The following is a 21,919-nucleotide window of genomic DNA, read 5'->3' on the forward strand; positions in this document are numbered from 1 at the left end:
TGACGCCAGCTCACGGGTAAATCGATCAACACGTTCGTCACCGAACCCCTCTCTGTAGCCCATAGTAGGGGCAAAGCCGGGATAGCTCATATCTCGCTTCTTATGTTCCAGATCACTAACGCTTGTCGTTTCGAGCACCCCACTGGTCATCGCTGTCATAAGAAACGACCGTACTATTTGCACCGGGGGTAAATCACCCCCTGACGTGGCGTTTAACACACGTTTCTGGCTCGATCTTGGTGCGTGTCTGTGCCGCGCTCTATTGTTATGCGCAGTATCTTCATCTCGCCCTCCACCAAGGAGCTTTTCAGCGTGTCTGACACCGCCGCCACCGCCAGCCCAACCACTGTTCCAGTGCATCCCGTGGATGCCGTTCCACCGGCTCCCAAACTGGCGGCGCTCGGCCTCCAGCACGTCCTAGCCTTCTACGCCGGCGCTGTCATTGTGCCGCTGCTCATCGCCGGCTCCCTCGGCCTGGATGAAGCGACGACCATTCACCTCATCAACGCGGACCTGTTGACCTGTGGTCTGGCGACGTTGATCCAAGCGGTGGGCGTCGGCAAGCACATTGGCGTTCGCTTGCCCATCATCCAGGGCGTGACCACCACCGCGGTGAGCCCCATCATCGCCATCGGCATGAGCGCGGGTGAACAGCCTCTGCCCACCATTTACGGCGCGATTATTGCCGCCGGTATCTTCACATTCCTCGCCGCACCGGTTTTCGGACGCGTCCTCAAATACTTTCCGCCGATCGTCACCGGCACCGTGCTGCTCGTGATGGGTACGTCCCTGCTTGCGGTCTCGGCCAATGACTTCATCAATTACGCCGAGGGGGTTCCTGCCTCACGCGATCTTCTGTATGGCTTCGGCACGCTCGCCATCATCATTATCGTCCAACGCTTCTTCCGTGGCTTCCTGGGAACGCTGTCAGTACTGCTGGGGCTGGTCATCGGTACCGGCGTGGCCCTCGCATTGGGTGACACGTCCTTCGACGGCGTTCGTGAGGCCGATGCCATCGGCGTGACCACGCCCTTCTACTTCGGTATGCCGAAGTTCGACATCATTGCCATTCTTTCCCTCATCATCGTCATGATCATCACGATGGTGGAGACCACCGGTGATGTTTTTGCCACCGGTGAGATTGTGAAAAAGCGAATCAAACGTGACGATGTTGTGCGTGCGATTCGCGCCGACGGCCTCTCCACCACCCTCGGCGGTGTGATGAACTCCTTCCCCTACACCTGCTTCGCGCAAAACGTCGGCCTCGTGCGCCTCACCGGCGTGAAGTCACGCTGGGTTGCCGCCTCGGCCGCAGGCTTCATGATTGTGCTGGGCCTGCTCCCCAAGGCTGCGGCCATCGTCGCCGCTATCCCCTCCCCCGTTCTGGGCGGTGCTTCCCTGGCACTCTTCGCCAACGTCGCGTGGGCCGGCCTGCAGACCATTGCAAAGGAAGACATTGCTGACGGACGCAACGCCGCCATCGTCACCACTGCACTGGGGCTGGCTATGCTCGTCACCTTTAAGCCCGACGTGGCTGAGGCCTTCCCGGAGTGGGCGCGCATCTTCGTCTCCTCCGGCATGTCCATCGGTGCAATCACCGCCATTCTGCTCAACCTACTGTTCTTCCACATCGGCACGCAGTCTGGTGACGACATCAGCCGCATCGACGGCGCCGGTGTCTCACTCAAGGAACTCAACGCGATGGAGCGCGAGGACTTTGTCGGTGCGCTGCGCCCGCTCTTTAACAATGAGACCTGGCCGCTCGAAGCAGCGTGGGAATCCCGTCCCTTCGCCGATGTCAGCCAGTTGCGGGAAGCCATTCAGGTCGCCGTGCTCACCGCGTCGCGCGAGCAGCGCCGCACACTTATCCACGACTACCCCGCAATGGATGAACTGCTCTTGGCCGATGCCGACACCGCAGCAACCATCTCCGCCGACCGCGGCTCACTAGCCCTTGATGACCTCGATGACGTGCAGACGCAGCAGCTTATCGACGTCTCCCAGGCCTACCGCGAACGCTTCGACATGCCCTTCGTTGCCTACCTGGACACCAACGATTCTGCCGACCGTGTCATCGACGAAGGCGTGCGCCGCCTGGCCAACTCCGATGAGCTAGAGCAGCGTGTCATCCTGAGCGAAATCATCGAAATTGCCAATGACCGCTTCGACATCCTCCTCGCAGACGCCAACCCGGTGCGCGCCTACTGGGACCGCAAGTTCACCGAGGTCGAATGAACATAGTTCATTCGACGACAAGCAGGTCATTCGACGACAAGCGGGTCATTCGACGGTGAGGAGGACACTCCACGGGGAGACGTGGGGCTATTTGAATGTCATGGTGACGTGGGCCTCTGGGTCCACGCCCCGGATAATGCCCTCGTAGAAGGCTCGGGCCTGGTCTTGGAGTAGCTCCCGATTGTCGTTGATATCCTTGCGCTTCTTATCGGCGCTCAACACATCAGACACCGTGGACGCGGCATCCAGCGGCTGCGTGGTCCAGCTCAGCACACCATTGTCCTCCACCGCAGTCTTGAACTCTTCATCGCTGTGACCAATGAAAATGAACTCAGGGATGTCAACGGTATAAGCATGCTCGCTCGTCTCGGTGACGCGGACATCCTTGCCTTCGATGCCGAGCTTGGCTTTATAGGAGTACTGGACAAATTGGGTACGGTCGGTCCATGGAACTCGCACACCAAAGACCTCACCAGCGGAAGATTTTTCCGCCAAACCTTGGATTCCGAGGCTAAGCAAGACAACCTGTTCCTGCCGTTCCACGGCCGTGACAACCTGTGAGTTCGTGGACTCTACTGGGGCCGTATAGACGTCATGTGGCTGGCGAACAGCATAAACGCCCAAGCCAGCGCAGACTAAAGAAAGAAGCACCACGATAGCAATGAGCATGGTGCTGAGTTTGCGGCTCGTCATGGATCTTAGAGCTGGAACTGCTCGGTTACTTCACTGCGGCGCTTGTGCTCCATCCAGAAGGACAGGAAAGGCACCACGCCGGCCAGGGCAGTAGTGATGAGCTTGCCCACCGGCCACAGTGCACGCGGTCCAAGAATGAGGATGGATACCAGGTAGACCATGTAGGCGACGCCGTGAGCCTGGGCAATGAGGGTGGCCCAGGAAGGCATCTCCATGCCCACGCCGTACTGCAAGATCATACGCACAACGAGAATGAGCAGGAAAATACCCGTAATCGTAGCGGCGATGGAAAAGAACTTCAGCGGACCGCGGATACGCTCCTTGCGGTCTGGATGCACGGCATTGGTCGCTGGGTTGCTCATAGGTTCTCCTCTTCGGTGCCGCGACGGCGGCGCTGTTTGTTCATGGCGTTAAACGTCTCGACGTCCACCTGCGGCCGCGGCGGCAGGAAATCCTCGTCGATCTTCGTCACCTGCTGTTCCTGCGCGGCGTCCTTGGGCGTGGCTTCATATTGGGCAGGCTCCTGCCCCATTTCGAGGGCCTCATTCTCCGTATCAATGCGTTCGTTCTCATAGCGCATCGCGGTGCGATAGGCATAGACCACAAACACGGCAAAGAGCGGCCACTGGAAGGCGTAGCCTAGGTTCTGGAAGGTACCCGATCCAGATTTAAAGCGCGTCCACTGCCAGTAGGCAAGGAACAAAAAGAGCACGACGAAAAACACGATGAGGACGATATGCCACCATCGGGCCTTCATCTTCTTTCGCGGGGCTTGGTTGGTGCTCACGCGTATCAGCCTACCCACCTCGATCTGAAAAGTGGATTTCCGTCGATGGCCTGCCGCCCTGTATGCTATTCAGCGTTGCTTCGAGCACACTGTGCTCTGTGGCAATTGTGTTTGCGCCCGTGGCGGAATTGGCAGACGCGCTAGATTTAGGTTCTAGTGTCTTATGACGTGTGAGTTCAAGTCTCACCGGGCGCACAACGTTAAGGCCTGTGCTGAAGCTATGTACTTCAACACAGGCCTTGTTGCTTGGGCTAAGGAACCCGACTCCCCCGGTCAGATGCTGCCGTGGCTCGGCGAATGCCTAGGACCGGCTAGCCAGAGCAGCGAGCGGTTCGCGCAGCTGGGCCAAAGCACGGCCGCGGTGCGACACAGCGTTCTTTTCTTCCGGGGACATGTCGGCTGCGGAGCGCTCCTCGCCTTCGGGCTGGAAGAGAGGGTCGTAGCCGAAGCCATTCTCGCCCTGCGGCGCAGTGAGAAGGGAACCAGGCCAGCGGCCTTCCACCACGTGCTCCAGACCGTCTGGGGTCACAAGTGCACACACCGAGACGAATGCTGCTGCGCGGCGCTCAGCCGGAACGTGGGCCATCTGCCCCAACAAAAGGCGGTTATTCGCCTCATCATCACCGTGGCCGCCAGACCAGCGCGCCGAAAGAACACCCGGCATACCGTTGAGTTCCTCGACGGCGAGGCCGGAGTCATCAGCAATCGTAGCCAGGCCGGTGTGCTCCACCCCGGCGCGAGCCTTGATCAGAGCGTTGTCGGCAAAAGTACGGCCATCCTCAACTGGCTCCGGGTAGGCCTCCACCGCGGACAGCGGAAGAAGCTCGATACCCGCGATGCCCGCCTCTGCCAGAATCTTTTCCAGCTCTTTAAGCTTCTTGGTGTTATTGGAGGCAACGAGAAGCTTTACCATCCCAGGGCCGCCTTCTGGGCCTCAATCAGCTGCGCGCAGCCGGTCTGGGCTACGTCGAGCATGTCGTTGAGCTCTTGGCGGCCGAAGAGGCCGTGCTCACCGGTGCCCTGGATTTCCACGAAGTCGCCGCCTTCCTGCATGACCACGTTGAGATCCACCTCGGCACGGGAGTCCTCCTCATAAGGCAAGTCCAGGCAGACGTGCCCATCGATGATGCCCACAGAGACTGCCGCGATCGGGTCAAGCAGGGGCTCGCCTGGTACAACGCCCTCTTCTTTGAGGTATGCAATCGCATCAGCCAAAGCCACGTAGGCGCCCGTAATGGATGCGGTGCGGGTACCGCCATCAGCCTGGAGTACGTCGCAATCCAGCTGGATGGTGTTTTCGCCCAACTCAGACAGGTCAACGGCAGCACGCAAGGAGCGCCCCACCAGACGAGAAATCTCGTGGGTACGGCCCTTGACCTTGCCCTTCATGGATTCACGCGGCATGCGCTCATGCGTGGACGACGGCAGCATGGAGTACTCGGCAGTGAGCCATCCCTCGCCGGAATCCTTCTTGAAGCGGGGCACTCCGAATTCGACGGAGGCGGTGCACATGACGCGGGTGTTGCCGAACTCCACGAGGACCGACCCAGCCGGGTTGGTGGTGAAGTTGCGGGTAATGCGGACGCTACGGAGTTGGTCGAGCGCGCGACCATCAGCACGAGTGAAATCAGTCATGCCCCCTACCCTACCGTCAGGCCTTAGAGCTCAAACTCCATCCCGGACGCACCGAGGACGATCTCACCGTCAAACTCGCGGGCCGCGGCCGCATAGGTAGCGGCGGCGTCGCCCCACGGCTGCAGGTGAATGAGCACGAGCTTCTTAACTCCGGCCTCGCGGGCTAGGCGTCCAGCCTCCGCGCCGGACATATGCATGTCCGGTGCTTTGTCCTCCGAGGTTTCGCCCCATGCGGCTTCACAAAGGAAAATGTCGGCGCCGCGGGAGGCATCGACAAGCGCGGGCGTATAGGCCGAGTCCGCGGAATAACACAAGGTGGCCCCACTTTTCGCGTGCTCCATGCGCAGTGCGTACGTCTCTACCGGGTGGACGGTGCGGAACGGGGTGATAAAGACATCGTCGACAAGCTGGCGCTCGCGGTCCACCCAGGGACTGAACGCGAAGGTATCACTCATGTCATCCACGCCCTCGGGGTCATCCGAGGACAACCGGCCCAAATGGGATTCCGTACGCTTCGGACCGAGGCAGAAATTGCGAGAAGCTGCCGGCGCCGTGGGATGGAAGCGGCGCCACACCATCAGCGAAGGGAAGTCCAGGCAGTGGTCTGCATGCAGGTGGGTCAACGCCACGTGGGCATCACACGGATCTTGATGTTCCTGCAGGCGAGCAAGGGTGCCAGGGCCCAGATCCATAACGATGGACGGGGCAGAGTCGAAAGACACGAGGTAGCCGGAGGCGGGGTTACCGATAGTCGGCACCGAGCCGGAACAGCCTAGGATGGTCAACTTCATGCGTTCAATAGTCCCACGAAACAAAGCGGATTGCTGGATTTGCGTCGATTGTACCTGTTGAGTCCCGCTAAATCTGGGGTCCCAAGAAGCGGGTAGCCAGCTGGGAGAACGACTCATGGTCACCGGTGCATTCAAAGCTGCGCGTCGGTGTATGCCCCTGAGGCGCCAGCATGTCTGTTGTGGTGAGAATGCGCATGACATCCTTCGCTGTCTCCTCCGCGGAGGACACAAGCGTAACGTTGTCACCGATGGCCAGCTGGATAACCCCGGTGAGCAGCGGGTAATGCGTGCAGCCCAACACGAGCGTGTCCACCCCCGCGGATTGCAAAGGCGCGAGGTAGCCCTCCGCCACCCCCAGAATTTGGCGGCCGGCCGTAATACCGCGCTCCACAAAATTCACGAAGTCCGGGCAGGCTACGGAAAACGATTCAACATGGGGGTTGACCGCGAACAGGTCCTGATAGGCACCGGAGTTGATGGTGCCCTCAGTGCCAATGACACCAATCTTGCCGTTGCGTGTCGTGGCGATGGCTCGGCGCACGGCCGGGCGGATAACCTCCACGACGGGGATGCTGTAGCGCTCGCGGGCGTCGTGAAGAAAGGCGGCAGTGGCGGTGTTGCAGGCAATGACGAGCATTTTGCAGCCGCGCTCCACAAGCTCATCCGCAATGGCCGTGGACAACTCACGGACCTGGGCAATCGGCCGCGGGCCATACGGCGCATGGGCGGTATCACCGATGTACATGATGGACTCGTCCGGCAGCTGCTCAATGATGGTGCGCGCCACGGTCAACCCGCCCACCCCCGAATCGAAGATGCCGATGGGGGACGATGCATCAGGCATTAGCGCATCCCTGCCCTAGGCGTCGGCGTAACCTTCTTGATCGGGTCATCGGAGGTAATCACCATGCCCGCCACGATGCCACCGATCGCACCGAAGAGGTGTCCTTGCCAGCTCACGCCCTCATAAATAGGCAGCACACCCCAAATGAGACCGGAGTAGGCAAAGCCCAAACCAAGACCGACAAGGAATTGCGTCAGCGACCGGTTAAAGATGCCGCGGACGATGAGGTAAGACAACCAGCCATAGACCATGCCCGAGGCACCAATGTGGGAGGTACCCGGCCCGCCCAGAAGCCACGTGCCGACGCCCGCAATGAGCACGACGATGATGGTGACCTCCCACCACGCCTTGCGGCCGGACAGACCGATCAGGAAGCAAAACACCGCACCTGGTAGGGAGTTTCCAATGAGGTGCTCAAAATTCGCGTGCAACAGCGGTGCGGTGAAGATTCCCCAAATGCCGTTGAAGTCCAACGGGTGAATACCGTATTGACCCAGCCCGTTGCGGAAAACGAGGAAGTTGATGATGTGGATAACCCACTCAACGACCAGGAACCCCACGGTCAGAGTTGCGGCCGTCTTGAGCCTCCCGGTGCGCGTGTAATTCTTCGAATCACCCGAATTCACGGTGCGCTGGTGGCTCACCCCGGGGCTTCCCGGGATGGGTTGGAAGGGGTTGGTCTGATGGGAATTCTTCTGGCCGAACGGTCCATTGCTCGTCATAATGTCCCAACTTTAGCAAGCCAACAGCGATGAGTACGCCTCTAAGCCCAGCCCCGGGGAGGCGCTCACCACGGCATCCACGATTGCGGCCTCGACAGCATCTGCCGCCGCGGCGCTCAAGGTAGCGAGAACCTCAGAGTCTACGTCGGAGGCGGTTCCCGCCGCGCTTGACGACGCCGCGAAGATCGCATCACCATCCAGTGGCGAGTGCGCCGGGCGCACCGCACGCGCAATACCATCGTGGCCGGCCAAGGCTAAACGCTTGGCCTGAGCCTTGGTGATGGGTGCATCTGTGAGCACAGCCCCGATGGTCGTGTTGAGGTGGGCCTCCGCCAGGCTCTGTGCGGCGGCGAAGCGCTCCACGTCCACGGGGGTTTTCTCCGGAGCTCCGAACAGCCGGCCGGTCTCACCATCGATGACGTTACCCACGGGGTTGGCCACGATGACAGCGGCAAGGGTGTAGGGGGAGACGTCGATAAGCGCTATGCCCACTCCCCCGCGCACCTTGCCTGCGCACGCCCCCACCCCTGCACCCACGCTGCCTGTAGAGGCGTCATGACCGCTCAATGCGCTGCGCAAGGCCGCTGCACCATCCTCCGCGGTAGGGCGCTGCGGGCCAGCCAACAGATCGAAGATGACCGCACCGGGCACGATAGGCACGCGTGGGCCCGGCTTGTCCTCGCCAAAGACGGGAAAACCGACCCCGGCCTCCGCAAGCTCGCGCATGACTCCGTCCGCGGCTGCCAAGCCAAAAGCCGAGCCGCCGGCCAACACTAGGGCGTGGATACGCTCGACGGTATTGTGCGGCTCCAACAAGTCTGTCTCGCGCGTGCCGGGGCCGCCGCCGCGCACGTCAACGCTGGCCACTGCGCCGTGCTCGCCACAATAGATGACGGTAACCCCAGTATCCTCGCGCGTGGCGTGGCCGACAGAAAATCCGATCTCGGGCAAACTCCGCATGGGCTTAATCCAGAATGACGTTGAGCAAAGAGTCCTGGCAGAAGGCCAGCCACTCGACGAGGGTGTCGCGGTCTGCGCCCTGGGAATGGTCATCAAGATCCCCCGCCGCAACGAAAAGACGCAAATCATTGAGTCCGGCGAGGAAGGCGTGGGCCTCCTCCTCACTGACGGTGACCTCCACGCCACCGGTGGGGCCTAGCGCCTCGTTGATGATTTGGAGGTTTTCCAGCTTGGCGCGGGCAATATCATTCTCGTGCAGCGAGCGCAGCAGGGAATTATCACCATCGAATTCCTCATCGCCGGGCTTCTGGAAATCCGGGAAGAGGCGAGCCAGCGAAGGATCCTCCGGGGCCTCCGTGTGACCGGTGGGCATATCTACAAGGTCCGCCAATTCATCCTTCGGCGCGGACTGGGCGCGGGCGATGATGGCTTCGGAGACCGTCGCGGTGAGATCCCCAATGACCTCGCGCTCCATTGGCTCGAAAACAGCGGTGAACTTAGCACCGCGCATGAGAGACTTTTTCTTCTTCCACGCCTGCATACTGTTTCTTCTCCTTAGCCCGCCTGCTGCATCGTGGCCCACAGGCCGGCGACCTGGAGCTTCTTCACATCGGCCTCAACCTTATCGCGCTCACCGCTAGACACGGCGGCTTTACCTTCGGTGTGGACCTGCATCATGAGTTCGTTAGCCCGCTTCTTGTCATAGCCCAGGACCGTCTGAAAGACATAGGAAACGTAGCTCATGAGGTTGACGGGATCATCCCAGACGATGCACATCCACGGCAGGTTTTCGCTCGTGGCAACGTCGACCTCAATAGCCTCATCCAGTTCCGGGGTGGCCATGGGCGAACTCATTACCACGCCCGCGGAGGTTTCTTGGTGCGCATTCATGCCCTCCACCCTAGCCAAAAAATCCGGCGTTGTGAGCCGCTATACTAGCGGGGACTCAATATGTGACTTCACTTCCAGATGGCTGCACTTCGATGAACACTTTTCTCCTCCCCACCGTCGTGACGGATCTCCTCGCCGGACGCGGCCCGGCCAAAGATGACCTCGTGCTGCTCCTGAAGCGTGTCCTGACTGCCGTCGTCTTCGGTGGCACCCTTGTTACCGCGATCATCAGCCTGACTAGTCCCTCACAGGATGGCAGCTCGAAGGACACTCCGGCCCCCGAACCGGCACCAGCAGCGTGCGACTATGAGCTCCCTGAGGTTTACGTGCAGCGTCAGCTCCAGGATATTCAAACTGACCTCATCGAGGCCCTCAATGAGTGGCGCAAGGAAGACAATCAAGGGCCCCTGCTGCCGTGGATCGAACGCCAGACCGCTGCTCGCGAAAAGGCCGAATGCAACGCGGTGACACACAGCCAGAAACCTGCGGATGAGAATGTTCAGATGGTGCAGCACCACCTTCCGCTCGACCAAGCCAGCGGCTATGAATTTGTCGAGGCCTTCCGCCAGTCCCCCTCCCACCTTGCTGCGCTTCGGGATCGCCGCATGAGCACCGCCGCCGTCGGCGTGGCCTACAGTGACGGCGAAGTCTACGTAGTCATCCAGCTCGAAGAATAGTTTTACTGAATTTTCGCGGCACACTGAGTAGCATCTTTGATGTGACTAATACCTCAGAACACGTTGTGGAGACCGGAAGCGCTCCTTCTGACCGTTCCACGGCCCTCCTCACCGACAAATACGAGTTCACCATGCTGCAGGCAGCGCTCCGTGATGGCTCTGCACACCGCACAGTTGCCTGCGAGGTCTTTGCTCGCCGCCTGCCCAACGAGCGGCGCTATGGCGTCGTCGCTGGAACCGAGCGCGTGCTGCGCGCGGTGCGAGACTTCCGCTTCACAGCCCAGCAGCTGGCAGAGATGGATTTCCTCGATGAGCAGACCAAGGACTACCTGGCCAATTATCGTTTCTCCGGTCAGATTGATGGTTATCGCGAAGGCGAAATCTATTTCCCTTACTCCCCGCTGTTGACGGTGCGCGGTACCTTCGGTGAGTGCCTCATCCTGGAGACGGTCCTCCTCTCCATCATGAACTCTGATTCCGCAGTGGCCTCCGCGGCATCTCGCATGGTCGTAGCGGCTGATGGCCGCCCGATCATTGAAATGGGTTCGCGCCGCGCGCACGAGTATGCCGCAGTGACTGCCGCGCGCGCTGCCTACCTGGCGGGCTTCGAGGCCACCTCTAACCTGGAGGCGGGCTACCGCTATGACATCCCAGTATCGGGAACTGCTGCGCACTCCTGGACGCTGGCCCACGTCAACGAGGATGGCACCCCCAATGAAGAGGCTGCCTTCCGCGGCCAGATCGAGACCCTCGGTGTGGACACCACGCTGCTCGTCGATACCTATGACATCACCAAGGGGGTGGAAACCGCCGTGAAGGTTGCGGGCCCAGAACTCGGCGGTGTCCGCATCGACTCCGGTGACTTGGCTGCGGTTACCCGTCGCGTACGCGCGCAGCTCGATGACCTGGGAAACCACAACACCAAGATCGTGGTCTCCTCCGATCTCGATGAGTTTGCCATCGCTGGTCTCCGCGGCGACCCGGTCGATGTCTACGGCGTGGGCACCTCCGTGGTCACTGGTTCCGGCGCTCCAACCGCAGGCATGGTTTACAAGGTCGTCGAGGTCGATGGCCATCCGGTGGCCAAGCGTTCTTCCTCCAAAAAGTCTCGCGGTGGTTCCAAGCGCGCGCTGCGCACGTACCGCTCGTCCGGCGTGGCCGTCGAGGAGCTCGTGCTGCCTTTCGACGCCCAGGATCCGGACACCGGCACCCTGAGCACCCGCGAGATGACTGTTCCTCTCATGCGCGACGGCGAGATTGTGGAGGGCCTGCCTACCCTCCATGAATCCCGCGAGTACCTGGCTCAGGCCATCACCACCCTGCCATGGGAGGGCCTGGCGTTGACCCGTGACGAGCCGGCGGTGCCCACCCGCTTCATCGGGTTCGACTCCTAGCCACCCGCCGTCGCAGCATGGCGTGCGAGTAGCACTACACTGGGGCAAATGGACGAGCACTCAGCAACGGTTGAACTTCTCGACGCCGCCGTCGCCGCCCTAGGTGGTGCGCGCCGCGAGGGCCAAGTGCGCATGGCCACTGCGGTGGCCTCCGCGTTGGAGAAGGAGCGCCACCTCGCGGTGCAAGCAGGTACCGGTACAGGTAAGTCCTTGGCTTACCTGGTTCCCGCCTTCCGCCATGCGCAGGAAACCGGCAGCACCGTCATCGTCTCCACCGCAACGCTGGCCCTGCAGCGCCAGCTCGTGGAACGCGATCTTCCGCGCCTAGCCGAGGCCCTCGAACCGCATCTGGCGAAGAAACCTACCTTCGCCATCATGAAGGGCCGCTCCAACTACGTCTGCCTCAACAAGGTATCTCGCGCCTCCGAGTTGGAGAGTGAGGATACCTTGCTTGACGCCGACTCCCCCTCCGCCCTCGGCCGCCACGTCCAGCGCGTCTACGAGTGGGCCGAAGACACCGAGACTGGTGACCGCGAGGATCTCGAACCGGGCGTGCCGGACTTGGCGTGGCGCCAAGTCTCAGTGACCTCCGCCGAGTGCTTGGGCGCGACGCGCTGCCCCCACGGCGAAGACTGCTTCGCGGAACTGGCGCGGCGCCGGGCTGCCGATGTCGACGTTGTCGTGACCAACCACGCGCTTTTGGCCATCGACGCCGTCGCAGATGTGAACATCCTGCCTGAGCATGACGTCGTCATCATCGACGAGGCGCATGAGCTCGATGGCCGCATCACGTCGGTCTCTACCGCGGAAATCACCGGCCGTGCGCTCAAAATGGCAGCTACCCGCGCCAAATCGCTAGGCGCCAATGGCAAGGACCAGCGCCTCACTGAACAGGCCGCCGAGCTCACCCAACTGCTCGGTGAATTTCTCCCGGGCCGCTGGACAGACCTTCCCGAGGAAGCCAAGCAGCAGCTCATGGCCTTGGCGGACACGTTGTCCTCCTGCCGCGACACTATTGCCCGTACCCCGGAGGGCGAGCAAGCGTCCGATCCTGAGAAGTTTGCTGAGCGCCAGAACCTAGCCAATCATTTGAGCACCCTGGTGGAGGCCATTGCCCGCATCCTTGATGTCTTCGCCACCGGGGACCCAGCTGCCCACGCCGACGTGGTGTGGCTGGAGCGCGATGAGCGCACGCTCACCGATACCCTCGCCGTCGCTCCGCTGTCCATCGCGGGCATGCTCCATGAGAAGCTCTTTGGCGAGCAGACCGTCGTGCTGACCTCGGCCACGCTGGCTTTGGGTGGGCGGTTTGATGCCATGGCAGCGCAGTGGGGTCTACCGAAGGGCACGTGGGATTCCCTCGACGTGGGCTACCCCTTTAATCCCGCCCGCAGCGGCATCCTCTATACCGCGAGCCACCTGCCACAGCCAGGTCGCGATGGTCTATCCCCGGAAACTCTCGAGGAGATCCGCGAGCTCATCATGGCCGCCGGCGGGCGCACCTTGGGGCTCTTTTCCTCCCGCCGCGCTGCCCAGCAGGCGGCGGAGGCGCTCAAGCCGAAGATTCCCTTCGACATTTTCCTGCAAGGAGAGGATTCCATCGGCGCATTGGTGGACAAGTTCACGAAGAACGAGAACTCGTGTCTCTTCGGCACGTTAAGTTTATGGCAGGGCGTCGACGTGCCCGGCCCCTCCTGCTCCCTGGTTCTCATTGACCGCATCCCGTTCCCGCGCCCGGATAATCCGCTCATGCAGGCTCGCACGGAGGCGGCGAAGGCGGCCGGGCGCAACGGGTTCATGGAGGTCTCCGCCACGCATGCGGCCCTCCTCATGGCGCAGGGCGCGGGACGTCTGCTGCGTTCAGTTGATGACCGCGGCGTAGTAGCAGTTCTAGACAACCGCTTGGAAACCAAACGCTACGGCTCCTACCTGCGCGATTCTATGCCGCAGATGTGGCGCACCACTGATCCGGAGATCGTGCAGGGCGCGCTCAAGCGGCTTGTCGAGTCACGCTAGTTAAGGCCGGCGCAGTGCGCACACCGTGGCCGAATCTGGGGCAACCTCGGTAAAGCCGGCGTCGCGCACAACAACAGCACCCTCGCGGCTACAGGCTTCGGCAAAGTCCTCCGAGCTCACCTCACGCACGGACAAGAGGAAATCGCGCTCAGCCCACTGCTCGACGTCCTCCAGGCTCATCGCCGCAGCCAGCAGCATCGATCCATGGCCAACCTGGGCTGCGGCCTTGCCCGCACTCATCGTGAGGGAGGCGTCGATGAGGATAAGGGGGACGTCGGCAAGCGCGGGCCCTGGCTCATCCATCGGCAGATCCGTGTGCCCAATCTGGAGCTTCGCCACGAGCGGATCAACCTCCGACACAGCCGAGGGGACGAAGGCCCGGGCACGATCCTCGACGGTGACACCGGGCAGAGTCTGCACGTCACGCCATGCCTTGTTACGGCCGCGGCGCGCGACTTTGCGAATCCGGTGCCCGTACCACTGCCCCAGGGCCTCCGCGAAGGCACCGTCCTGACCGGCGCGCTCATCAAGGCAGAGCTTGACGACGGCCCTTCCCGCCGCCTCCAACACGTCGGTGCGACTTGGCGGATCCTGCTTTGGCAGGTGAAGCGCAATCTGCATCGCCTGAATAGTCTCCGGCTTATCCGGGTCCTCAGGATCATCGCGCCAGCTACGTTCGCTACAGGCCTCGACAAGGCGGCGGTGGGCCTCGCGAAGATTACTCACTGGCAACCTCCTCCATGGGGATACCAAGAATCTGCAGGATTTCGTCCATATACGGGTAGTTGACCGAAGTATCGGCGACCTCGCGCAACGCCGGCTTCGCGTTAAAGGCGATGCCTAGTCCGGCGGCCGAAATCATGTCGATGTCATTGGCACCATCACCAACCGCGACCGTCTGGCGCATGCTGAGGCCGGAATCGGCGGCGAACTCGCGGAGGAAGTTCTCCTTAGCCTTGCGGTCAACAACGTCACCAATGACGCGGCCAGTGAGCTTGCCGTCCTCAATTTCAAGAGTGTTAGCGCGCAGGTAGTCTAGTTCGAGTTCCTTCGCCAGATCCTCCAGAACCTGGATAAAGCCACCGGATACCACCGCAACGCGGTAGCCCATGCGCTTGAGGGTGCGGATAGTGGTGCGCACGCCTGACGTGAGCTCAATATCGGCCGCGGTCTGCGCGATGACCGACTCCGGCAACCCAGCTAGCGCAGCCACTCGTTCGCGGAGGGATTCCTCGAAGTCCAACTCGCCGCGCATCGCGCGCTCGGTCACGGCCGCGACCTCAGCTTCCTTGCCCGCATGAGCGGCAAGCATCTCGATAACCTCGCCCGTGATCAAGGTGGAGTCGCAATCAAAGCAAATGAGGCGCTTGGAGCGGCGTTGCAGACCAGAGCGCTCGATCGCGATATCTACGCCCTGCTCGGTGGCCAAGCGCGCAAGGACCGCGCGAACGGGATCCGAGGAACCGTCGATAGTGATGTACAGCTCTAACCCATTGAGCGGGTACGTGGACAGCCCGCGGATACGATCGATGTTGACGTTAAAGTTAGCCAGCTCCTGCGCGATGGCGGAGATGTGGCTGGCGTTGAGCTGTCGGCCCAGTACCACAACAACGTGGGTGGACCGCGGGCGGGAGGTGACTTCATCGGCGCGCAGCTCCACGGTCAGCGACTGTGCGTAGATGCTCAGCGTATTGCGCAACCCCTTCTCCATTGCCTCGATTCGTGCGTTATCGACTCGGATATACGCGGACAGGGAGATGCGGCCGGAGAAAATGGCCTGTTCGACGTCGACAAGCTCAACGTTGTACGAGCTCAGCACTCGAAAGAAGGCCGCGGATACACCGGGCTTGTCGGGACCGGAGGTTGTCACGACGGCGAAAGCTGTCTGGTTGGGGTGATCAATCTGGTTATCCACGTTGCTCATTATCGCACGTTCAGGTTGGCCACCGATAACCTTTGAGGCGTCGTGCTCGTAGCCAGAAGGCAGTTCAACGAGAAACGCCGCCTCCCCATCACAACGATGGGGAGGCGGCGTTTTCAGGAGTATGCGTTTCTCTCTACGCTACCGAGGTGCAGAGAGCACCGGGACGGCGCGGGAGACCCGCTAGTTTAGTGGCCGTAGTGGGCTTCCTCGCGGATGCGCTTGACCATGTGCGGGTAGTGCAGCTCGAAGGCCGGACGCTCGGAGCGGATGCGCGGCAGGGAGACGAAGTTGTGGCGCGGCGGCGGGCAGGAGGTAGCCCACTCGAGGGAGTTACCGTAGCCCCACGGATCGTCCACGGTGACGATCTCACCGTAGCGCCAGGACTTGAACACGTTCCAGATGAGCGGGATAACCGAAGCACCCAGGACGAAGGAGAAGATGGTGGAAATCTGGTTGAAGACCGTGAAGCCATCAGACTCCAAGTAGTCGGCGTAACGGCGCGGCATACCCATGTTGCCCACCCAGTGCTGAATCAGGAAGGTGCCGTGGAAGCCGATGAAGGTCAGCCAGAAGTGAATCTTGCCCAGGCGCTCATCCAGCATGCGGCCGGTCATCTTCGGGAACCAGAAGTACAGACCAGCGAAGGCGGAGAACACCACGGTACCGAACAGGGTGTAGTGGAAGTGGGCAATGAGGAAGTAGGACTCAGCCAGCTGGAAGTCCAGTGCCGGGGAAGCCAGCATGACACCGGTCATGCCACCGAAGAGGAAGGTTGCCAGGAAGCCCATGGCGAAAATCATCGGGGTGTCCCAGGTGATGTGGCCCTTCCACATGGTGCCGACCCAGTTGAAGAACTTCACACCGGTCGGAACCGCAATAAGGAAGGTCATGAAGGAGAAGAACGGCAGCAGGATGGCGCCGGTCACGAACATGTGGTGAGCCCACACAGCCATGGAGAGTGCACCAATGGCCAGAACGGCGAAGACCAGGCCGATGTAGCCGAAGACCGGCTTACGGGAGAACACCGGGATGACCTCAGAAATAACACCGAAGAACGGGATTGCGAGGACGTAGACCTCCGGGTGGCCGAAGAACCAGAACAGGTGCTGCCACAGGATAGCGCCGCCGTTCGCGGAGTCATAGATGTGGCCGCCAAGCTTGCGGTCATACAGAACACCCAGGGCGGCTGCGGTCAGCAGCGGGAAGATCATCAGCACGATGACGGATGCAGTGAAGACACACCAGGTGAAGACCGGCAGACGGAACATGGTCATGCCCGGCGCACGAAGGGTGAGCACGGTGGTGATCATGTTGACAGCCGAAGCAATGGTGCCGACACCGGTAGCGCCAACGCCGACGATCCACATGTCAGCGCCGATGCCCGGGGTGTGAACGGAGTCAGCCAGCGGCATGTACATGGTCCAGCCGAAGTCAGCGGCGCCACCCGGGGTGACGAAACCGAGCAACATGACGACACCACCGGTCAGGGTAATCCAGAAGCCGAAGGCGTTCAGTCGCGGGAAGGCCACATCCGGTGCGCCAATCTGCAGGGGCAGCACGTAGTTACCGAAAGCCCACACAACTGGCGTTGCGAAGAGCAGCAGCATCACGGTGCCGTGCATGGTGAACAGCTGGTTGAACTGCTCGTTGGACAGAAGCTGCAGACCCGGGGTGAAGAGCTCAGCACGGAGCAGCAGTGCCATGAAGCCACCGAGGAAGAAGAAGCTGAAGGCCATGATCATGTACATGATGCCCAGCTGCTTGTGGTCGGTGGTGGTCAGTAGCGTCCAAGCCTTGGAACCAGTCTTTGCGTTACCAGTCGGCTCTGGACGTGTGGGCGCGACGTAATCGTCGAGCCGTGGCGCCACAGCGGTCATAAAATCCTCCTGAAGAACAAGTGCTTCATCGCGCACGTGTGCACGCGAGGACTCGCGTTGCGCACTACGTGATCAAACACCTAGGTTTACTCGCCTTATATTAGGGCACCCCACGGATAAATTTCCAGCGCTCCCCTAACTTCTGCCAAGCTTGCTAACCCCGTTTGGAGCCGGAAAGTTCCACGAACTGCCTGCACGCGGGCAGCCCCTGCACCGACACCCTCTCGACCCCCTCGCCAGCCGGTGATCCAGAACACAGCACCGGGGGCAGGCGCTGACTAAAACGGGAAAAACGCACCCCCTGAAAGAATCAACCTTTCGGATGATCCTGACGGGAGGTGCGTGTCATGCCAGCCTGGTGTGGAAGTGGCGTTTCTTCCCGAAGCGACTGGAGTTACCTAGAAGTCCCAGTCCTCATCAGTGGTCTCCTCGGCCTTACCAATGACATAGGAAGAACCAGAACCGGAGAAGAAGTCGTGATTCTCATCAGCGTTCGGAGACAGGGAAGACAGGATGGCCGGGGAAACGCGGGTTTCATCCGCCGGGAAGAGCCCCTCGAAGCCCAAGTTGTTGAGTGCCTTGTTGGCGTTGTAACGCAGGAAGCGCTTCACGTCTTCGGTCCACCCCAGCTCGTCGTAGAGGTCCTCGGTGTAGTCGATCTCATTCTCGTAGAGGTCGTAGAGCAGGTCGAAGGCGTAGCCCTTCATCTCCTCCTGGCGCTCCTCCGACAGCTGCTTGTAGCCTTGCTGGAACTTGTAGCCGATGTAGTAGCCGTGCACGGCCTCGTCACGAATGATGAGGCGGATGATGTCCGCGGTGTTCGTCAGCTTCGCACGGGAGGAGAAGTGCATCGGCAGGAAGAAGCCGGAGTAGAAGAGGAAGGACTCCAGCAGCGTGGAAGCCACCTTCTTCTTCAGTGGATCGCCACCGCGGTAGTAGGACATGACGATCTTGGCCTTGCGCTGTAGGTTCTCGTTCTCTTCAGACCAGCGGAAGGCATCGTTGATCATCGGCGTCGATGCCAACGTCATGAAGATGTTGGAGTAGGACTTCGCGTGCACAGACTCCATGAAGGCGATATTGGTGAGGACAGCCTCTTCGTGTGGCGTGGTGGCGTCGGGAAGCAGCGACACCGCGCCCACCGTACCCTGGATGGTGTCCAGGAGTGTCAGGCCGGTAAAGACACGCATGGTGGTTTCCTGCTCCTTCTCCGTCAGCGTCTTCCAGCTGGGGAGATCGTTAGACACCGGAATCTTTTCGGGGAGCCAGAAATTACCAGTGAGGCGGTCCCACACCTCGGAATCCTTCTCATCCGGGACGGTGTTCCAGTTAACTGCCTTCACCGGCGCCTCGTGGCTGGCGATGTAGTCGTCATACTCTTGAGACACGCGCGTTACCTCGTCTTTCTACTTCTACTGTGTTCTGTGACCATGGTACCCATTCGGCCACCGTTCCGGTAAGTGTCGCAACTCCCCACGGAACATGCACGTCAGGCCGGTTAATTTATACTGATTTTTTATACGTTTCGAGTTCATTTTCCCCACGCGCAGGAAGGTTCCGACATCGTGACAGCCACACAAGAGTCGCACACTCCCCTACTCAGCGCCGTGTTGGACACCATGGGGTCAGACATCGTCAGCGGCACCCTCCCTGCCGGCGAACGGTTCACCCTCAACGATATTTGTCTGCGTTTCGACATTTCGCGCACCGTTGCCCGCGAAGCGATGCGCGCACTCGAGCAACTCGGCATGGTTGCGTCCTCACGGCGCGTGGGTATTACCGTGCTGCCGATTAGCGAGTGGGCTGTGTACGATTCCTCCATCATCACGTGGCGATTGAACTCGGAAAAATCACGGGACGGACAGCGCAACTCCCTCAATGAGCTGCGCCTCGCTATCGAGCCCACCGCCGCAGCACTCGCAGCGCAGCACGGATCCCCAGAAGATAAAGAGGAAATCCTGTCGTTGGCACAGCGCCTTCACTCTTTCGAGGACACCCCTGCACGCCGCGTGGGTGAGCAACTAGCCACGGACCTGCGTTTTCACACCATGGTTCTGCACTCCTCAGGAAACGAAATGTTCGCAGCGCTGAGCCCATTCCTTCTCTCCATGGTGCGCGGGCGCTCAGTTTTTGGGTCACACAAGCGCAACCCCACCGCTGGAACAGCGCGCCTCCACTTGGATCTAGCGGAGGCTATCCACCGCAGCGACGCCGTCGAGGCAGAAAAAATCGCACGTGCCATCCTCACGGCGGCACGTGCGAAAGAGGCCTAGAGCATGCAGGATACGCAGCCCTCAACCTCGGTTCCTTCCAGCGCCATCTGACGCAGGCGGATGTAGTACAGGGTCTTAATACCGTTGCGCCATGCATAAATCTGCGCGCGGTTAATATCACGCGTGGTGGCAGTGTCCTTGAAGAACAGAGTCAGCGACAGGCCTTGATCCACATATTTGGTGGCAATGGCGTAGGTGTCGATGATTTTCTCGTGGCCGATCTCATAAGAGTCCTTGAAGTACTCCAAGTTCTCGTTGTCCATATGCGGCGCCGGGTAGTAGACGCGGCCGATCTTGCCTTCCTTGCGAATCTCAATCTTGGAGGCGATTGGGTGGATGGACGAGGTGGAGTTGTTGATGTAGGAAATGGAGCCGGTCGGCGGCACGGCCTGCAGGTTGCGGTTGTAGATGCCGTGCTTGGCGACGTCCTCCTTCAACTGCGCCCACTCCTCCGCTGATGGGGTATGGATGGACGACTTGGCGAAGAGCTCCTTCACCTTCTCCGTGCGCGGAGCGAAGTCTGCCGGATCATAGCGGTCAAAGAACTCGCCGCTGGCGTATTCGGACTGCGGGAACTCGGTGAAGTACTCGCCACGTTCGCGGGCCAGCTTGTTGGAAGCACGCAGAGCGGCGTAAAGGACGGCAGCAAAATAGGCGTTGGTGAAGTCTAGGCCTTCCTCGGAACCGTACTCGATGTGCTCGCGGCCAAGGTAGCCGTGCAGATTCATCTGGCCCAGACCGATGGCGTGGGAATCATCGTTGCCCTTGCGTACCGACGGCACGGAGTTGATGGAGGTTTTGTCCGCCACGGCGGTCAGACCACGGATGGCGGTTTCCACCGTTAGGCCGAAGTCCGGAGAATCCATGGTGGTCGCAATGTTGAGGGAGCCCAGGTTGCAGGAGATGTCGCTGCCGAGGGTTTTGTAGGTCAGGTCGTCATTGAGCTCAGAAGGAGCATTGACCTGGAGGATCTCGGAGCACAGGTTGGACATGTTGATGCGGCCGGTCTTGACCGGGTTCGCGCGGTTTACGGTGTCCTCGAACATGATGTACGGGTAGCCGGACTCAAATTGCAGCTCCGCGATGGTCTGGAAGAAGTGACGCGCGTTGATCTTCTTCTTGCGAATGCGCGGGTCTTCCACCATCTCCTCGTAGTGCTCAGTTACGGAGATGTCACCGAAAGCCTTGCCGTAGACGCGCTCGACATCGTACGGGCTGAACAGGTACATGTCGTCATTCTTACGGGCCAGCTCGAAGGTGATGTCCGGGATGACGATACCGAGGGACAGGGTTTTAATACGGATCTTCTCATCGGCGTTTTCACGCTTGGTGTCGAGGAAGCTCATGATGTCCGGGTGGTGAGCGTTGAGGTAGACCGCGCCTGCTCCCTGGCGTGCGCCAAGCTGGTTGGCGTAGGAGAAGGAATCCTCGAGCAGCTTCATGACGGGGATAACGCCGGAAGACTGGTTCTCAATGTGCTTAATCGGGGCGCCCGACTCACGAATATTGGACAGCAGGAGCGCCACGCCACCGCCGCGCTTAGACAGCTGCAGGGCGGAGTTGATGGAGCGGCCGATGGACTCCATGTTGTCTTCGATGCGCAGCAGGAAGCAGGATACGAGCTCGCCGCGCTGGGCCTTTCCTGCGTTGAGGAAGGTTGGGGTGGCCGGCTGGAAACGGCCGGTCATGATCTCATCCACGAGGTGCTCAGCCACCTCGGTATCGCCATCTGCGAGGAAGAGAGCTGTCATAGATACGCGGTCTTCGAAGCGCTCCAGGTAGCGGCGGCCATCGAAGGTCTTCAGCGTGTAGGAGGTGTAGTACTTGTAGGCACCCAGGAAAGACTTAAAGCGGAACTTGTACGAGTAGGCGCGCTTGAACAGGGATTTGATGAATTCGAAGTCATACTGCTCGAGCAGTTCCGGCTCGTAGTACTTGTTCTCCACCAGGTAGTGCATCTTTTCTTCCAGATCGTGGAAGTAGACGGTGTTCTGGTTGACATGCTGGAGGAAGAACTGGTTCGCGGCCTCACGGTCCTTGTCGAACTGAATTTTACCGTTCTCGTCATACAGGTTGAGCAGTGCATTCAGCGCGTGGTAATCCAGCTGCTCTTCAGGCTTCACAGGTTCTGCGACGGTCTTACCCAGTTGCGTGGTCACGACGTTCACGTGCCTTTCTTTACTATGGCGAAATTGGAGAG

Annotated in this window: 21 protein-coding genes and 1 tRNA gene; 6 read left to right on the plus strand and 16 right to left on the minus strand. The window is 60.5% G+C overall.

Translation table 11 applies throughout. From position 1 onward, the window contains the following. Positions 1-267: 267 nt before the first annotated feature. A complete protein-coding gene (locus M5J09_RS07170; RefSeq protein ID WP_306558162.1) occupies positions 268-2,235 on the plus strand; it encodes a solute carrier family 23 protein in 1,968 nt (655 codons plus the stop codon). Between the two features lie 87 nt (positions 2,236-2,322). On the opposite strand, the gene M5J09_RS07175 is transcribed toward M5J09_RS07170, so the two are convergent. From M5J09_RS07175 to M5J09_RS07185, 3 genes are read right to left on the minus strand one after another with little or no spacing between them, the layout of a single operon-like run. Continuing rightward, on the minus strand, positions 2,323-2,928 hold the full coding sequence (locus tag M5J09_RS07175; protein WP_042532100.1) for a hypothetical protein: 606 nt from the start codon (positions 2,926-2,928) through the stop codon (positions 2,323-2,325). A gap of 5 nt (positions 2,929-2,933) precedes the next feature. Continuing rightward, positions 2,934-3,290: a DUF3817 domain-containing protein gene (locus tag M5J09_RS07180; RefSeq protein WP_042532102.1), complete on the minus strand. Its 357-nt coding sequence runs from the start codon at positions 3,288-3,290 to the stop codon at positions 2,934-2,936. Beyond that, a complete protein-coding gene (locus M5J09_RS07185; protein WP_257157436.1) occupies positions 3,287-3,685 on the minus strand; it encodes a hypothetical protein in 399 nt (132 codons plus the stop codon). The genes M5J09_RS07180 and M5J09_RS07185 overlap by 4 nt, the downstream gene beginning before the upstream one ends. 143 nt (positions 3,686-3,828) lie before the next feature. Here M5J09_RS07185 and M5J09_RS07190 point away from each other — a divergent pair. Further along, positions 3,829-3,910: transfer RNA gene (locus M5J09_RS07190), tRNA-Leu, on the plus strand. A 106-nt stretch (positions 3,911-4,016) separates the two neighbouring features. Here M5J09_RS07190 and rdgB read toward each other — a convergent pair. The 8 genes from rdgB to clpS form a co-directional block, all read right to left on the minus strand. Continuing rightward, positions 4,017-4,628 carry an RdgB/HAM1 family non-canonical purine NTP pyrophosphatase gene (gene rdgB, locus M5J09_RS07195; RefSeq protein ID WP_257157413.1) on the minus strand — a complete coding sequence of 204 codons (612 nt, stop codon included), beginning with the start codon at positions 4,626-4,628 and terminating at the stop codon, positions 4,017-4,019. Beyond that, positions 4,622-5,350, minus strand: coding sequence for a ribonuclease PH (gene rph / locus M5J09_RS07200; protein WP_070537721.1), 729 nt, complete (start codon positions 5,348-5,350; stop codon positions 4,622-4,624). Before rph ends, rdgB begins: the two co-directional genes overlap by 7 nt. A gap of 23 nt (positions 5,351-5,373) precedes the next feature. Continuing rightward, entirely contained in the window at positions 5,374-6,141 is a 768-nt protein-coding gene (locus M5J09_RS07205; RefSeq protein ID WP_042532110.1) for an MBL fold metallo-hydrolase, read from the minus strand. A gap of 67 nt (positions 6,142-6,208) precedes the next feature. Then, positions 6,209-6,985 carry a glutamate racemase gene (murI, locus tag M5J09_RS07210; protein WP_042532112.1) on the minus strand — a complete coding sequence of 259 codons (777 nt, stop codon included), beginning with the start codon at positions 6,983-6,985 and terminating at the stop codon, positions 6,209-6,211. After that, positions 6,985-7,707: a rhomboid family intramembrane serine protease gene (locus tag M5J09_RS07215; RefSeq protein ID WP_042532114.1), complete on the minus strand. Its 723-nt coding sequence runs from the start codon at positions 7,705-7,707 to the stop codon at positions 6,985-6,987. Before M5J09_RS07215 ends, murI begins: the two co-directional genes overlap by 1 nt. Before the next feature lie 12 nt (positions 7,708-7,719). Next, a complete protein-coding gene (locus tag M5J09_RS07220) occupies positions 7,720-8,667 on the minus strand; it encodes a P1 family peptidase (protein ID WP_042532116.1) in 948 nt (315 codons plus the stop codon). 4 nt (positions 8,668-8,671) lie between these two features. Next, entirely contained in the window at positions 8,672-9,208 is a 537-nt protein-coding gene (locus tag M5J09_RS07225) for a DUF2017 domain-containing protein (protein WP_042532118.1), read from the minus strand. A gap of 14 nt (positions 9,209-9,222) precedes the next feature. Beyond that, positions 9,223-9,558 (minus strand): ATP-dependent Clp protease adapter ClpS, encoded by a 336-nt coding sequence (clpS, locus tag M5J09_RS07230; RefSeq protein ID WP_070537723.1) that lies wholly within the window; start codon positions 9,556-9,558, stop codon positions 9,223-9,225. Positions 9,559-9,650: 92 nt separating this feature from the next. Here clpS and M5J09_RS07235 point away from each other — a divergent pair, with 92 nt between their 5' ends. Genes M5J09_RS07235 through M5J09_RS07245 form a run of 3 tightly spaced genes read left to right on the plus strand, consistent with a single transcriptional unit; the run spans position 9,651 to position 13,645 of the window. Continuing rightward, complete coding sequence (locus M5J09_RS07235; RefSeq protein WP_246819981.1) at positions 9,651-10,235, plus strand: hypothetical protein; 585 nt, start codon at positions 9,651-9,653, stop codon at positions 10,233-10,235. Between the two features lie 41 nt (positions 10,236-10,276). Then, a complete protein-coding gene (locus M5J09_RS07240; protein WP_201773952.1) occupies positions 10,277-11,629 on the plus strand; it encodes a nicotinate phosphoribosyltransferase in 1,353 nt (450 codons plus the stop codon). Between the two features lie 48 nt (positions 11,630-11,677). Beyond that, complete coding sequence (locus M5J09_RS07245; RefSeq protein WP_257157414.1) at positions 11,678-13,645, plus strand: ATP-dependent DNA helicase; 1,968 nt, start codon at positions 11,678-11,680, stop codon at positions 13,643-13,645. On the opposite strand, the gene M5J09_RS07250 is transcribed toward M5J09_RS07245, so the two are convergent. The 4 genes from M5J09_RS07250 to nrdF form a co-directional block, all read right to left on the minus strand. Further along, positions 13,646-14,371, minus strand: coding sequence for an aminoacyl-tRNA hydrolase (locus M5J09_RS07250; protein WP_257157415.1), 726 nt, complete (start codon positions 14,369-14,371; stop codon positions 13,646-13,648). Next, entirely contained in the window at positions 14,364-15,569 is a 1,206-nt protein-coding gene (gene serB / locus M5J09_RS07255; protein WP_374982107.1) for a phosphoserine phosphatase SerB, read from the minus strand. Before serB ends, M5J09_RS07250 begins: the two co-directional genes overlap by 8 nt. 185 nt (positions 15,570-15,754) lie before the next feature. Further along, on the minus strand, positions 15,755-17,446 hold the full coding sequence (gene ctaD, locus M5J09_RS07260) for a cytochrome c oxidase subunit I (protein WP_257157417.1): 1,692 nt from the start codon (positions 17,444-17,446) through the stop codon (positions 15,755-15,757). A gap of 398 nt (positions 17,447-17,844) precedes the next feature. Continuing rightward, entirely contained in the window at positions 17,845-18,834 is a 990-nt protein-coding gene (gene nrdF, locus M5J09_RS07265) for a class 1b ribonucleoside-diphosphate reductase subunit beta (RefSeq protein WP_257157418.1), read from the minus strand. Positions 18,835-19,065: 231 nt separating this feature from the next. Between nrdF and M5J09_RS07270 the strand changes: the two genes are divergently transcribed. Then, positions 19,066-19,719: a FadR/GntR family transcriptional regulator gene (locus tag M5J09_RS07270; RefSeq protein ID WP_257157437.1), complete on the plus strand. Its 654-nt coding sequence runs from the start codon at positions 19,066-19,068 to the stop codon at positions 19,717-19,719. Here the strand turns inward: M5J09_RS07270 and nrdE are convergent. Continuing rightward, positions 19,716-21,878 carry a class 1b ribonucleoside-diphosphate reductase subunit alpha gene (gene nrdE / locus M5J09_RS07275; RefSeq protein ID WP_257157419.1) on the minus strand — a complete coding sequence of 721 codons (2,163 nt, stop codon included), beginning with the start codon at positions 21,876-21,878 and terminating at the stop codon, positions 19,716-19,718. The two genes, M5J09_RS07270 and nrdE, sit on opposite strands and share 4 nt — an antisense overlap. Positions 21,879-21,919 lie beyond the last annotated feature (41 nt).

The organism is Corynebacterium sp. BF-R-2 (assembly GCF_024586525.1).
Classification (GTDB): Bacteria; Actinomycetota; Actinomycetes; order Mycobacteriales; family Mycobacteriaceae; genus Corynebacterium; species Corynebacterium singulare.

Excerpts from the sequence above, each read along its gene's own strand:
- M5J09_RS07180 (WP_042532102.1), bottom strand. The coding sequence starts at position 3,290 with ATGAGCAACCCAGCGACCAATGCCGTGCATCCAGACCGCAAGGAGCGT.
- ctaD (WP_257157417.1), bottom strand. The coding sequence starts at position 17,446 with ATGACCGCTGTGGCGCCACGGCTCGACGATTACGTCGCGCCCACACGT.
- M5J09_RS07225 (WP_042532118.1), bottom strand. The coding sequence starts at position 9,208 with ATGCAGGCGTGGAAGAAGAAAAAGTCTCTCATGCGCGGTGCTAAGTTC.
- M5J09_RS07270 (WP_257157437.1), top strand. The coding sequence starts at position 19,066 with ATGGGGTCAGACATCGTCAGCGGCACCCTCCCTGCCGGCGAACGGTTC.
- M5J09_RS07185 (WP_257157436.1), bottom strand. The coding sequence starts at position 3,685 with ATGAAGGCCCGATGGTGGCATATCGTCCTCATCGTGTTTTTCGTCGTG.
- M5J09_RS07220 (WP_042532116.1), bottom strand. The coding sequence starts at position 8,667 with ATGCGGAGTTTGCCCGAGATCGGATTTTCTGTCGGCCACGCCACGCGC.
- M5J09_RS07170 (WP_306558162.1), top strand. The coding sequence starts at position 268 with ATGCGCAGTATCTTCATCTCGCCCTCCACCAAGGAGCTTTTCAGCGTG.
- M5J09_RS07175 (WP_042532100.1), bottom strand. The coding sequence starts at position 2,928 with ATGACGAGCCGCAAACTCAGCACCATGCTCATTGCTATCGTGGTGCTT.
- rdgB (WP_257157413.1), bottom strand. The coding sequence starts at position 4,628 with ATGGTAAAGCTTCTCGTTGCCTCCAATAACACCAAGAAGCTTAAAGAG.
- M5J09_RS07205 (WP_042532110.1), bottom strand. The coding sequence starts at position 6,141 with ATGAAGTTGACCATCCTAGGCTGTTCCGGCTCGGTGCCGACTATCGGT.
- M5J09_RS07215 (WP_042532114.1), bottom strand. The coding sequence starts at position 7,707 with ATGACGAGCAATGGACCGTTCGGCCAGAAGAATTCCCATCAGACCAAC.
- murI (WP_042532112.1), bottom strand. The coding sequence starts at position 6,985 with ATGCCTGATGCATCGTCCCCCATCGGCATCTTCGATTCGGGGGTGGGC.
- rph (WP_070537721.1), bottom strand. The coding sequence starts at position 5,350 with ATGACTGATTTCACTCGTGCTGATGGTCGCGCGCTCGACCAACTCCGT.
- M5J09_RS07235 (WP_246819981.1), top strand. The coding sequence starts at position 9,651 with ATGAACACTTTTCTCCTCCCCACCGTCGTGACGGATCTCCTCGCCGGA.
- clpS (WP_070537723.1), bottom strand. The coding sequence starts at position 9,558 with ATGAATGCGCACCAAGAAACCTCCGCGGGCGTGGTAATGAGTTCGCCC.
- serB (WP_374982107.1), bottom strand. The coding sequence starts at position 15,569 with ATGAGCAACGTGGATAACCAGATTGATCACCCCAACCAGACAGCTTTC.
- M5J09_RS07245 (WP_257157414.1), top strand. The coding sequence starts at position 11,678 with ATGGACGAGCACTCAGCAACGGTTGAACTTCTCGACGCCGCCGTCGCC.